This window comes from Enterococcus sp. DIV1767 (genome assembly GCF_050542585.1).
Classification (GTDB): domain Bacteria; phylum Bacillota; class Bacilli; order Lactobacillales; family Enterococcaceae; genus Enterococcus_D; species Enterococcus_D innesii.
On the sequence record NZ_CP172936.1, the window covers coordinates 617,431 to 629,099 of the forward strand.

14 protein-coding genes are annotated in these 11,669 nt (G+C 40.0%); 10 read left to right on the top strand and 4 right to left on the bottom strand.

Going from position 1 to position 11,669, the window contains the following annotated elements; all coding sequences use genetic code 11:
• The first annotated feature begins 25 nt into the window (after positions 1-25).
• The 4 genes from IGI78_RS02895 to IGI78_RS02910 all read left to right on the top strand — a co-directional run bounded on the left by IGI78_RS02895 (position 26) and on the right by IGI78_RS02910 (position 2,314).
• Positions 26-544: a hypothetical protein gene (locus IGI78_RS02895; protein WP_428219073.1), complete on the top strand. Its 519-nt coding sequence runs from the start codon at positions 26-28 to the stop codon at positions 542-544.
• 23 nt (positions 545-567) lie between these two features.
• On the top strand, positions 568-1,137 hold the full coding sequence (locus IGI78_RS02900; RefSeq protein WP_430618374.1) for a hypothetical protein: 570 nt from the start codon (positions 568-570) through the stop codon (positions 1,135-1,137).
• A gap of 31 nt (positions 1,138-1,168) precedes the next feature.
• Entirely contained in the window at positions 1,169-1,510 is a 342-nt protein-coding gene (locus IGI78_RS02905) for an LPXTG cell wall anchor domain-containing protein (RefSeq protein ID WP_086293976.1), read from the top strand.
• A gap of 456 nt (positions 1,511-1,966) precedes the next feature.
• Positions 1,967-2,314, top strand: coding sequence for a DUF7006 family protein (locus tag IGI78_RS02910; protein WP_077453673.1), 348 nt, complete (start codon positions 1,967-1,969; stop codon positions 2,312-2,314).
• Positions 2,315-2,825: 511 nt separating this feature from the next.
• Here the strand turns inward: IGI78_RS02910 and IGI78_RS02915 are convergent.
• Complete coding sequence (locus IGI78_RS02915; protein ID WP_430618375.1) at positions 2,826-3,566, bottom strand: EAL domain-containing protein; 741 nt, start codon at positions 3,564-3,566, stop codon at positions 2,826-2,828.
• 175 nt (positions 3,567-3,741) lie between these two features.
• Between IGI78_RS02915 and IGI78_RS02920 the strand changes: the two genes are divergently transcribed.
• The 3 genes from IGI78_RS02920 to IGI78_RS02930 all read left to right on the top strand — a co-directional run bounded on the left by IGI78_RS02920 (position 3,742) and on the right by IGI78_RS02930 (position 6,128).
• Positions 3,742-4,848 (top strand): GGDEF domain-containing protein, encoded by a 1,107-nt coding sequence (locus tag IGI78_RS02920; protein ID WP_142963223.1) that lies wholly within the window; start codon positions 3,742-3,744, stop codon positions 4,846-4,848.
• A gap of 360 nt (positions 4,849-5,208) precedes the next feature.
• Positions 5,209-5,526, top strand: a complete 318-nt coding sequence (locus tag IGI78_RS02925; protein ID WP_086293978.1) for a hypothetical protein — start codon at positions 5,209-5,211, stop codon at positions 5,524-5,526.
• A 59-nt stretch (positions 5,527-5,585) separates the two neighbouring features.
• Entirely contained in the window at positions 5,586-6,128 is a 543-nt protein-coding gene (locus tag IGI78_RS02930; RefSeq protein WP_216682253.1) for a DUF3267 domain-containing protein, read from the top strand.
• 282 nt (positions 6,129-6,410) lie between these two features.
• On the opposite strand, the gene IGI78_RS02935 is transcribed toward IGI78_RS02930, so the two are convergent.
• Both IGI78_RS02935 and IGI78_RS02940 read right to left on the bottom strand, forming a co-directional pair.
• Entirely contained in the window at positions 6,411-6,830 is a 420-nt protein-coding gene (locus tag IGI78_RS02935; RefSeq protein WP_216682254.1) for a DUF2000 domain-containing protein, read from the bottom strand.
• Positions 6,823-7,656 (bottom strand): helix-turn-helix domain-containing protein, encoded by an 834-nt coding sequence (locus IGI78_RS02940; RefSeq protein ID WP_077453667.1) that lies wholly within the window; start codon positions 7,654-7,656, stop codon positions 6,823-6,825. Before IGI78_RS02940 ends, IGI78_RS02935 begins: the two co-directional genes overlap by 8 nt.
• 368 nt (positions 7,657-8,024) lie before the next feature.
• Between IGI78_RS02940 and IGI78_RS02945 the strand changes: the two genes are divergently transcribed.
• Entirely contained in the window at positions 8,025-8,141 is a 117-nt protein-coding gene (locus IGI78_RS02945) for a putative holin-like toxin (RefSeq protein ID WP_232844550.1), read from the top strand.
• A 145-nt stretch (positions 8,142-8,286) separates the two neighbouring features.
• Here the strand turns inward: IGI78_RS02945 and IGI78_RS02950 are convergent, their stop codons facing one another.
• On the bottom strand, positions 8,287-9,678 hold the full coding sequence (locus IGI78_RS02950) for a PLP-dependent aminotransferase family protein (RefSeq protein ID WP_216697735.1): 1,392 nt from the start codon (positions 9,676-9,678) through the stop codon (positions 8,287-8,289).
• 90 nt (positions 9,679-9,768) lie between these two features.
• Between IGI78_RS02950 and IGI78_RS02955 the strand changes: the two genes are divergently transcribed.
• Both IGI78_RS02955 and IGI78_RS02960 read left to right on the top strand, forming a co-directional pair.
• Complete coding sequence (locus IGI78_RS02955; protein WP_430618377.1) at positions 9,769-10,737, top strand: ornithine cyclodeaminase family protein; 969 nt, start codon at positions 9,769-9,771, stop codon at positions 10,735-10,737.
• The gene (locus IGI78_RS02960) at positions 10,734-11,519 is read left to right on the top strand and encodes a PhzF family phenazine biosynthesis protein (protein WP_216682257.1); all 786 of its coding nucleotides are present in this window, start codon (positions 10,734-10,736) and stop codon (positions 11,517-11,519) included. Before IGI78_RS02955 ends, IGI78_RS02960 begins: the two co-directional genes overlap by 4 nt.
• Positions 11,520-11,669 lie beyond the last annotated feature (150 nt).

The following is an 11,669-nucleotide window of genomic DNA, read 5'->3' on the forward strand; positions in this document are numbered from 1 at the left end:
ACCTAACACTAAGGAGGTGAATCCATTGGAGCAAACGAGTCAAACCGAAAACAAGGAACAACGCAAATGGGTCTTGTGGTTGTTGCTACTGGCAGTACTTGCTGGAGGGATCGGGTACTATTTCTATCCATCAAAAGAAGCCGTTCCTTTGATCAGTGCTGACCTGTTGCCTGAAGCCGGTGATGCCACCGACCAGCGATTGGCTGAGCGGGCGCAGGAAATCGCAGATGCCAATTATTTTACCCTGCAAATCAATCCAACCGCTCTTTTTGAAGACGGCCACAGTGCCGGCTCGATCGAGATCGTCAACCCTGGAACGAACGTTTATCCAATTGCCGTGGATATCTCTTTACTGTCTAGCGGAGAAGTGATCTACTCTTCCGGTGCGATCTATCCAAACCAATTTGTGGAAAATGTCAATTTGACAACACCATTGGCTAAAGGCGAATATCCTGCCAAAGCCACGATCAACATCTACGACCCTGAGACCAAAGAAAAGCAAGGGGTCACTGAAGCAGAATTAACGATTATCGTTAAAAATTAAAAAAGAAAAGTGAGGAAATAAGAATGAAAAAATTAGTAGCAGCTATTTTGAGTACCGCAACGATCGCAGGAGTAGTAGCAAGTGGCGTAACAGCCTTTGCGACACAAACCATTGATGGACGTGAGGGTGACACTTCAGGAGAAATCCAAGTAAACGGGATCATCGGGGAATTTGATAACACCACCCCTGGACCAGATCCAGTTGATCCAAACGCATGGATCAATGTAACGATTCCGACGACAGCATTGTTTTATACTACTGAAGCATCTAACCATGCGGAGATTGTTTCACCTAACTATAAAGTAATCAATAACTCAGCTGTTGGCGTGATCGTTTCAGTTACTGGAGTTGATACGCCATCGAATATGGGCGAGGTTGATTTGTTAAACGTAAATGATATCGAGTTGTTTGCCAATGGAGTAGCAACCGTTGTGGAAACTGAGTTATTCACTTTAACGGGTAATACAGGTGCCAATGCTGATGGCGATTTTGGCTTTAATGGAGAAGCAACTCCAGTGGATTCAAGTAAAGAATCCAATCCAAGCTTCAACTTAGTCTTAAGCTTTGCGCCTGATTTGGCTGATGAGGAATAATTAACATCCCAATAAAGAAGGGATCAATCGCATGAAAAAACGAAGCAAATTGTTTTTTGTAGTTATCGGATGCTTAGCTATCCTTGGTTGGGGATTTCCGGTTATTGCGTCAGCTGATCCGACAGTAGGACAAATCACGGTAAATGGGCGGATTGGAGAAGCTACCAGTGAGTCGAAAGAGAAACCGAAGTGCGACAATGATTATAAGATAACGATCGTGGCAGATGCTTCTCAAATTGGACAAGGGAAATTACCGCAAACTGGCTCTTCAAATCAACAGTTCTTGCTATCTTTGGGGTATCTACTCTTAGCATTGGTGCTGTTCATTCTGATCAGAAGAAAAAGATCCTTCAGCAAACGATTTGTTCCGTAAAGCATCAACTACAAAGTCGAACGTTAAAAAGAGAAACTGTGCGCAATCCCACAGTTTCTCTTTTTTCTTAGTTTCTATGAAAGCACGAAAAGCAAAGACAAGCTTGCTGCTGCCTATTCTACTGTTCAACGAGCAATGAATCGGGAAATACCATCTGTTGTGACTGTACCGGAAAACAGAAGTAAGAAATTTTTTACAATAATGAAGCAGGTGAAAAATTTGTCAACGATGAATAGTATACAGCAAGCCATAAGGACGCATTCGTCATAATGGTTGGTTTACTTGATCGTTTGAACGTAAGAAAAAATATTTTTTAGCCTGCCTACTAAAAGGGTTGAATAGGGTGTTTGATGAAAACTAGCCAACATTGATAATGGTTGTGAAAGAAACAAGCACCTTAGTAAGAAAGAGGATACCTACGATAAAAGAAATGACTGTAAAGGAGCGGAGCATAGAATGACTGTTTTTACATCAAAAAAAGAATATATAGAGAAATTCCAAGAAAAGTTAGCAGGGTCACTCAGAGCAAATGGTGCATTAGCACATTATGTTGCCAAACAATTGGATCAGCTCAATTGTTTGGTTCAAGACATCTCGCAAGACACGTTTTGGGAAAGAATTCCTGTCATTTTAGGCATTGATGCAAAACTTGTCTTGATCACTGATTTGATGAGGTTTGATGATTTTACAGATGAAGAGATCATCCGAATTGTTGAACAGGATTATCATTATTACTTCAAAGAGCTTTGCGGGTATACTCTTGGGATGGAAGCGAAGCACTCGCTAATATTCAATATTAAGTAAACCACTCACAGCTAAATTTTCCCATAGTAAAGCAATGAGAGGAGACTTTGCTCATTTGCTTTTGATTCCTATCGGCACGCAGGCTGGAGGAGTGATATATTTTGGGAAAGCCATCAACAGTCAAGCATAAAAAATGAATCTTTTGGCTAAAGAAATGGATCGTTACTATATACGATGTAATTGGAAGATGGAAGTGCAAAAAGACATGAAATAGAGAGAAACACTACCAAAAAGCCGACTTTGTGGTAATGTTTCTCTCTATTTCGCTTCCTCGTTACTGCGTTAGTCATGCTGGGAATAGTCTTTTCTTTTGTTTCTAAGTTCTTTCGTGTAAAATGCCTGATTGAAGAAGTGACCTACACGGTTTTTGTAAATAAGGGCAAAAAATGATCGCAACCAGCAAAAATTCTGCAAATAAAATTATTTGTGTTATATTTGAAAGGCATCTGTTTGCTTTTTAACGATCGTTTGTGTTTATTGTTAATTAGTGTTAGAAAGCAACTGCTCTAGCCTATCTTTTTTTCAATTGATCCGCAGGGGCAGGTTTATCCAAGTAAAACCCTTGTTGAAGAAAAATCTCTTCTTCAAGCAAATACTCGTGAATATCGGAGGTTTCCACTCCTTCAACGATAAATTGGATCTGGCGGTTACTGGCAATATTGCGCCAGAAGTCGATCAAAAAGAAAATCTCTTTTTGGGGCAGCACGCGCAATGAGATAGGAGAGAATTTGATCACGTCGATTTTGTCCAGCATTGGCGCAATATTCGTCAGTGAATGAATGCCCGTCCCTACATCATCCAATGCGACAGAAAAGTGCATCTGTTTTATTTGGTTGATTTTGTTCATAAGAAAGGATTTGGGATCACAGGCGATGGAAGGTTCCGTATCGTCTTCGGTGATCTCAATCAAAATACGATTATGGTAAGGGGCTAAGTCTGCTAACATCAGAAAGGTTTCTGGGTAACTAAGTTGTTGCGGGTGGATATTGAGACTAATTTTTGTATTTTCGTTGGGATGAAGCAAGCTGAAAATTTCATTTCGATACCATTGTAGTAAGCGAGTGTGTAGTTTTTTGTATTTGATCACTTGCTGGAAGAAAGAAAGGGGAAACCTATTTCTTTCGGTACTTCGCAATAATAACTCGTAGCCAATCACTTTCTGACTATCTTGTTTCATTTGAAAGATAGGCTGGGCATCAAAGTATAATTGGGGAAATATCGATAAGAGTTCTTGTTCAATTTTTTCAGCCATTGGTTTCTGCTCCTTTCTGGAGTGGCTTTAATTTTGGTTTCATGAAGGGAGAATGTTCCTGATCCTTTCCATGAATCGCTCGCATGCTCGTCTATGATCTGCTAGAAAGAAGCGTTACCTTCAATAAATAGGCGAGATATTCTTAAGAAGAATAAGCAAAGAAAGAAGGAGTCGTATGATTATCCATCTGATTTATACTGCGATGTATGCTATTTTAGTCGTGAGCTTGCTTATATCGTATGATCTGTTTATCAAAAATTTTAAAGAATTAAACTTGCGTCTTTCGTTTAAAATTCTGATCGGCATTGTTCTGTTTATTTCGCAAGTCTATTTTATTATATCATTTTCTTTAAATAGTATTGGTTATGTTGCGTATGAATATACGATTCCGATCTTTATTTATTATTTTGGCGTCCTCAAAGAAAAAATCTATTTAGTTGGGCTGGTCCCTGTTATTTTGCTAACTTTTTTTGCATTGATCAATAAATTTGATTGGCAAGCTATGTTCTTTATTATCGGTTTAAATTATGTCATTTTAATCGTGACCTACTTATTAAAGAAAACATTTTTCGGTAAAGCAAATCACACCTTTTTTTATCTATTTTCAATTCTTGTGACTGTTGGTTCGCCAATGGTCGACTCAGGACTTTTTTATCGCCGAGAAATTGGCTTTGGCGATGTTGTATTTCTAGGGATTGGCTCAGGGATCATTCTCTTTTTGTGGAAGTATTATCTTCATAACCAAAAAAACTTTCTCGAAAAAATCAACACAAAAATCATTGAACGCAATTATGATGAGTTGACAAAGATAAAGAATTTCCGCAGTCTAAACGAGGACATCTCTAAGCTAACATTAATTGAAAAGAATCAACTAATTGTAGGGATGTTGGATTTGGATCATTTCAAACAGATCAATGATCACTATGGACATCAAATCGGTAACCAAGCCTTGACGTTTTTCGCTGAAAAACTGACGACTTTTCTTGACCAAAAAATCGAAGATCCGTCTTTAGTGGAGGTCTATCGATACGGGGGCGAAGAGTTCTTAGTCTTGTTTAGAGGACATACTTTAAGTGAAGTAAAAAATATCATTGAAGAGTTCCATTCATTCTTAAGGAAGGAACAGTTGAATTTAGATGCAGCTCAACTGACTCTTTATTTTTCAGCAGGAATTTCAGAAGCCGAGCCAGCCTTAGACATTTCAGAAACCTTTTACCAAGCCGATCAAGCTTTGTATGAAGCGAAAAGGAAAGGCAGAAATCGCACGATTATTTTTTCTTGAGACGTTTGCTTTTCAGAAGAAATTTTAATAGAGAGACAAGGATCATAGGTTTCTTTTTCCAAAGTCATATCTTTTTCAAAAGGAAGAGAGGGAGCAATTTGGCAAGTATAACGGTTTACCAAATGGTTTACCGATTATCTTTAGAGGTTAAGTGAAGAGAAAAAATAAGTAGAGTACTTTTTAAGAAGTGGAGAGAAACCACTTCTTTTTTTGCACCTAGCATTGGGCAGCCGCACTTGGCAGCATCGACATGGTTTTCTGGCGTGTTTACACCCTTTGAAAGTAATGGTATATTTATTTGATAAGTAAATAAAATTATTTTGTGATGTGTGTAATGATGACTACTAAGGAGACTTCCCTATGAAACCAATTCGGCGAACACTGTACCAAAGTGCTTTGTACGTAGCTATTCCTTTGATCGCGAGTCTGCTGATTGGTTACCTAGCCAAATGCTCACTCCTGATTCCGGCATCCATTATTTATGGCGTTCTTTTGGTGTTTATGATCCCTTCCGACAGCTTTTTATCAAGCAGTGTGGACTACCAAACGAAAAGCATGAATCCAACTTTTCGTCCTCCACCACTAAAGAGAAGAATTGAAGGTGCGCCAGAAACGATCAATTTCCTATTCGTTTTAACGGCACTGGTTTTGTGTTTGCTGCTCTTGTTGGCTGGGTAAAGGGAATTCATAGAAATCATGTACTAAGAAATATGTCGAAAATAAAAAGGAGAACAGCGATGAAATTACTCAAACAAATTAATTTGATGGATGATCAAAAAACAATAAAGAGATTGAATCTCGCAGCAATCCCTGCCTTGATTTTTTTCTATGTCTTTTTTACATTTTTAACAGTAGCTGGTCACGGAGCAACTAATGAACCCCCTTTTTTCATCGGACTTTTGATCTTAATGGGTACGTATATTGTTCTCATCATCATTCATGAATTGATCCACGGTGCCTTCTTCAAGCTTTTTGACCCCAAAGGGAAGGTAAAGTTTGGGTTCAAAAATGGGGTAGCATATGCCACGAGTCCCCATTCCTTTTATTCAAAAGGAAAATTTGCCATCGTTTTATTGGCACCATTCATTGGCATTTCTGTGGGTCTTTTTCTTTTTTACTTTTTTGGTTGGTTGACCGTGTCTCTTTTTACTTGGATCGCTTCCGTACATGCCGCTAGTTGCGTGGGAGACTTTTACTTTCTTTATCTTATTGCTAAAGCACCAGCGAACAGTTGTGTGGAAGATACTGAAGTAGGGTTGAATATTTATCACGAAGAATAAGATGTTTTTCAGTGGCTACTCGTAAGAATAGAAAACGAAGGAAAATAGGTCTAGAATATTTAGTGTTGGTGGAAAATCTAGGGATTTTCTACTAACATTTTTTTGTAAAAAAAGAGATAACCTAATCGGTAGAATTTAGTCGACGAAATTCCACCAGTTAGGCTATCTCCATGGATTATTGTAAATGAAAATTGTTAGGCTATCAGATGAACAGTGCTTTTGTAAAGAAGAACTGTCAGAAACAAAAGGAAATTTTAGACGGCTGCCTTTTCACTAGCGATTTCACCGATACAACGGCAAACTACCAGCAACTTTATTAATAAGCTTTTTCTTGCCTTTTAGACAAATACCAAAATAAGCCAGCTTTTCTGGAGCAATCGACTCGAGGGTTTGGCGGTATTGCTCATAGGAATTAGTAATTTGGGCGACATCGGAAAAGTCAATGATAGTGACATCTTGTTCTGACTGTTGGCTAATCGATTCGCGAATGGTCTGCAATTGTTCTTTGTTTGTTTTCAAGATAGGAATCGGAAAATTGACGATTCCTAAGTGTTTGTTACCAGTCGAATCATAGATGTCTTCTCCGATTCCTTCTGGATACAGTTTTCCCAAAGTAACACCTAAGATCGCCGCAGTGTTCGCGACTAATCCAATCGGTAATTGTTCATCGATAATCATGACGCATTTTTCTTGGTTATTCATTCATATTCACTCCATCTTCTTGATAAATTGTTTGATAAGCTTTCGGGGTGACCCCAATCAAGCTTTTAAAGATACGGGTAAAATGGCTTTGATCGCTAAAACCGGTCAGAAAAGCGACTTCTGCAATTGCCTCTTGAGCCTCCAGTTTTTTCTTAGCAGCACTGATGCGCACAGTACTTAAATATTGAAAAGGGGACAGGCCATACGCTTTCGTGAACTGCCGAATCAAGACGTACTGATTCATTCCAAGAACGTCACTTAATTCACTCAGTGATAATTTTTCGGCATAGTGCTGATCAATATAGGCTTTCGCTACAGCAGCTTTATTTGTAGTCGTCTCTGTCTGTTTTTGGGTGAAATCCGCATACTGAACAAGCAGGTCGTGAAGGAGACAAGTAAAGCGTTCTTGTTTCTCAAATTCATCGCCCTGATCTGACAGCAATAGTTGGTGCACCGCATGGAATTCCTCTTTTTCTTTTACTTGACGAATGACTGGTTCAGGAAAGTGGGGTGTCAATCGAGTGTTGAAAATTTTTTGCACCTGCGCCGTCATATTCTCTGGTGTTAAGTGGATGTTGCGGTAAACCAGTTTCTCTTCCGTGAGTTGCTGGCAGCTATGGGCAGCTTTTGGTGGAATCAAAATCAAATCGCCCGCTTCAACGATATAGCAAGTATTCTGACAGGTGAATTTGCGCGTGCCAGCTTCCATTAAGCCAATCACGTAATATTCATGCCAATGGTTAGGAAACTCTTGCTGGATACCGTTAAACAATAAGGCCTCTACACCAAGGGTGCTATCTTGAATAATTTGTCGTTCGTTTCTCATCTGAAACCTCCTTTTTGTAACTATAACAAAAGTGTTTTTTGGCGAATAGAACGATATTGACTTTTTGACTATTTTTCTTGATGGGAGGCCCTTAGTTGGGACTGAGAAAAGGGGCTGGAGAAGGTCGGGAAAGAGCGGATCAGGCTTGAAGAGAGAACAGCGGTATATTTTGATGATTCTATGGAATGAATCACAGCAAATGAACCATGCCCCGTGAAAAAAATAATGATAAATCCTTGTCATTTGGAAGTTTCTTTGATGGAAGTATGTACCATTTGACTGCAGTAAAGTTTGTGACGGTGGCTAGCTTTGAAAGGTGGTGGTGCTTATGAATGTAAGTACTAACTCTTCAGAAAGGAGAAGCCTTTTTGTCCACAGCGGAAGCAATCGGGCTAATGATCAGTTTTGGTACATTTACCGCCATGCTGATCTTTGGTATCCTAGTTGAAGTGAAAAATGACAAAAAAAATAACCGTCGACTTTAACAGGGAAACGGTTATCTTCTAAGTTTAAAAACCTGTCGCCGTCTTAAATGGCGCTGCAGGGGAGTTGTGGCAACAACTCCTCTTTACACGAGTATTATAACAAATAAATAGGCACTGTTCAACGGATTGCTGATTTTTTAGACAGCTACTGGTAGGTCTTTAAGGAGTCCTTTACAATGCACAGTCCTTTTTCTAACACCTCTAAGTGATTCGATGACAGGGACAATCGAATAAACGGGTCACTTTGCTTTTGGGTCGTGAAACGATTGGAATGATAGATGCGCACGCCTTTTGCCAAATAGTCTTGTTCGATGTCCAATTGAGAAACATCTGAGCGAATCGATAAATGACGATAATAGGGATAGACTGCTGGTTTTGATTGACAGTCAAAGACCGCATCAAAAAGTGCATTTGCTTGTTTCGTAAGAGCAAATTTTTGTTGAAGGATGGTTTGCGCCACTTCACTGTTCAAAACCTCGGTAACGATCTCTGCCTCCAAGGGAGAGGTTTTTACATTGATCGTGAAAATGGCTTGTTCGATTTTTCCTCGGACCGCTTCTGGAAAAACAAGATAAGCGACCCGCAGCCCCGAACAGATAAATTTAGTCATTCCAGCAAGATAAATGACTTGTTGAGGGAGCAGCGCTTGAAAGGGAGCAATCACTTTATTTTGTTGATACGTCGTTAAAAAAGAATGAATATCATCTTCGATCACCCACAAGGATTCTTCTTCGATAATTGTTGCGAGCGCTTTTCGTCTGGATTCGGTGATTTGAAAACCAATCGGATTGTTGCAAGAGGGCATCACAAAGAGTCCGTGTATTTTTTTCTTGCGACATTCTTGTGCAAGTACTTCCGGACGCATTCCTTCCTGATCGTAATCAATAGGAACAATTTCTAAATGGAAGAGGTGTGCCAATTCAATAAAATTTGAGTACGTGTAACGATCAACTGCGATCCGATCTCCCGGAGAAAATAAGGCTGCCAAGGCAATCGCTAAGCCGTTTTGTACACCAGAAACAATCGCAGTCGTGTCTTTGTCTGCGATGACCCCTTGCGTCTTTAACCAGTTGCTGGCGGTCGTCAATTGATAATCGGATCCTTGAGGTTCTCGATAATTCATGATCCCAACAATATTTGAATGATTGACGACTTTTTGAATCGTGGGCAGTATCAAGGAATTGCATTCTTCAAAGGAACTGACGAGTCCCAGATCAATGATGTGCGTAGCCACATTGCTGGTAGAAATAGAGATCGAGTCGAATGCATTGGCAGAAACATAAGTGCCGCTGCCAATCTGGCTATAGAGAATTCCTTTCTCGACACCATATCTATAGGCTTGACCAATCGTAGTGAAATTAAGATCTAAGAAATCTGCTAACTCTCTTTGAGAGGGTAAGCGGGTATTTTTGGCGAGCTTGCCAGAGAGGATATCTTCTTCTAAGCGCTTGATCAAGGAACGATAAAAGGGACGGGTAAGCTGCGTTTTGTCTGGGCGCCAACTAAGGGCATACTCTTCATAAGAATTGATGGGCATAAGAACACCTCCTAAATTGTATTCCATACAATTATATCATTGATTGTATGAATTGCTGAGGGTAGGATAATGAAAAAAGGAGGAATTTTTATGGAGATTATAACAGAGCAAGAGATTTTACGTGAACTGACATTTCCTGAAGCCATTACAGCTATGACAAATTGCTTTCGTGATTTTGAGCAGCAAACTGTTTCTCAATGGCAAAGAGCGGTATTGCCGTTGCCAGATCAAAAGCAAGGAAATCTCTTTGCTTTAATGCCCGCTTACTTAGGTCCAAACCGGGTGTATGGCGCAAAAATCATGTCCTTTTTCCCAGAGAACGGAACGTTACAGCTGCCGACTCATTTAGGACAAATTCTTTTGCTTGATAGCCAAAATGGGGCGCCACTTACGTTAATGGATGCAAATAGTATTACTTGGATTCGCACGGCAGCAGTATCAGCAGTAGCGACGAATTATTTAGCAAAGAAAGAAGCGACCAAATTGTCACTAATTGGTGCCGGACATCAAGCTTCCTCCCATCTACAAGCGATGCTGGCGATTCGTCCGATCCACACTGTATTTGTTTATGATCTAGATAAAAGAAAACTAGCGAACTTTGTTGAAGCAGTCCAAACAACTTATCCGCAATTGGAGGTTATTGCCTGTAACCATCTAATAGAAGCGACACGTGAGACCGACATTCTTTGTACCTTAACACCTAGTAAGCAGGCATTTTTGGATAAAGAAATGGTTTCACCTGGCACCCATATCAATGCAATCGGAACCTTTACCCCAGAAACACGTGAACTCACCAGTGATCTAGTGGCTGCGGCCAGTGTGTATGTAGATGATTATCAAGCAGTATTGCAAGAAAGTGGCGATCTTCTGATTCCAATCGCAGAACACTCCTTTCATCCTTCTGCTATCAAAGGTTCGTTAGGGGAATTGGTTACTCAGAAATGTCACGGACGAGAAACGGAACAAGAATACACGATTTTTGATGCGGTGGGGCTCGCAGTAGAAGATCTCTATTGCGCAGAGTACGTATACAATAAACGAAAGGGAGTAGAAAAATGAACTTAGAGTATTATGTAGTAGATGCTTTTGCCACAAAGGTTTTTGAAGGAAATCCAGCGGCCGTTTTTATTTTACCAGAATGGCTACCAGAAGAGCTGATGCAAAAAATCGCGATCGAAAACAATTTATCGGAAACGGCCTTCGCCGTAAAAGAAGCAGACTCTTATAGCCTTCGCTGGTTTACGCCAGATCGTGAAATTGATCTTTGCGGACATGCAACGTTGGCAACAGCGTTTGTGCTGTTTCATTATTATGAACCTCAACGAACTTCTATCGTTTTCCAAACAAAATATAGCGGACAGCTGCGTGTGACGAAGGATGATGAAATTTTATCACTGGATTTTCCAGCGATTCTTCCAGAGAAAACGGCGATATTGCCCATATACGAAGAAGCGATCGGTGCCAAAATCAACGAGGCTTACTTGGCAAGAGATCTTTTCTTTGTATTGGATAATGAAACCCAGATTCAACAGTTAACACCTAATTTTTCTTTAATAAAAACCTTTGAGCAAGGGATTGGCGTGATCGTGACAGCTCCTGGGGAAACGGTCGATTTTGTTTCTCGAACCTTCTTTCCTAAGTTGACGATTGATGAAGATCCTGTTTGCGGATCGGCTCATTCGAACCTGATTCCCTATTGGAGCAGCCGATTGAATAAGACCAAAATGACGGCTCAGCAACTCTCTGCACGAGGAGGATTTCTTGAGTGTACCTTAGCAGATGAGCGAGTAATCATTGGTGGAAAAGGTGTACTTTATGCGAAGGGCACCTGTTTTTTATAAGCAATCTAGATTGGATTTTCCTAGCGATTAGCCCATTTTTGCCATCTGTTTCTATTACTTATCACTTTTGAAAGGCGAGTCATCAAGCTGATTCGCTTTTTTTGCGTTAAAAAACAAATACTGGTCATCGCATATCCTCTTTTTATGTGA

Excerpts from the sequence above, each read along its gene's own strand:
- IGI78_RS02900 (WP_430618374.1), top strand. The coding sequence starts at position 568 with ATGAAAAAATTAGTAGCAGCTATTTTGAGTACCGCAACGATCGCAGGA.
- IGI78_RS02905 (WP_086293976.1), top strand. The coding sequence starts at position 1,169 with ATGAAAAAACGAAGCAAATTGTTTTTTGTAGTTATCGGATGCTTAGCT.
- IGI78_RS02910 (WP_077453673.1), top strand. The coding sequence starts at position 1,967 with ATGACTGTTTTTACATCAAAAAAAGAATATATAGAGAAATTCCAAGAA.
- IGI78_RS02915 (WP_430618375.1), bottom strand. The coding sequence starts at position 3,566 with ATGGCTGAAAAAATTGAACAAGAACTCTTATCGATATTTCCCCAATTA.
- IGI78_RS02920 (WP_142963223.1), top strand. The coding sequence starts at position 3,742 with ATGATTATCCATCTGATTTATACTGCGATGTATGCTATTTTAGTCGTG.
- IGI78_RS02925 (WP_086293978.1), top strand. The coding sequence starts at position 5,209 with ATGAAACCAATTCGGCGAACACTGTACCAAAGTGCTTTGTACGTAGCT.
- IGI78_RS02930 (WP_216682253.1), top strand. The coding sequence starts at position 5,586 with ATGAAATTACTCAAACAAATTAATTTGATGGATGATCAAAAAACAATA.
- IGI78_RS02935 (WP_216682254.1), bottom strand. The coding sequence starts at position 6,830 with ATGAATAACCAAGAAAAATGCGTCATGATTATCGATGAACAATTACCG.
- IGI78_RS02940 (WP_077453667.1), bottom strand. The coding sequence starts at position 7,656 with ATGAGAAACGAACGACAAATTATTCAAGATAGCACCCTTGGTGTAGAG.
- IGI78_RS02950 (WP_216697735.1), bottom strand. The coding sequence starts at position 9,678 with ATGCCCATCAATTCTTATGAAGAGTATGCCCTTAGTTGGCGCCCAGAC.
- IGI78_RS02955 (WP_430618377.1), top strand. The coding sequence starts at position 9,769 with ATGGAGATTATAACAGAGCAAGAGATTTTACGTGAACTGACATTTCCT.
- IGI78_RS02960 (WP_216682257.1), top strand. The coding sequence starts at position 10,734 with ATGAACTTAGAGTATTATGTAGTAGATGCTTTTGCCACAAAGGTTTTT.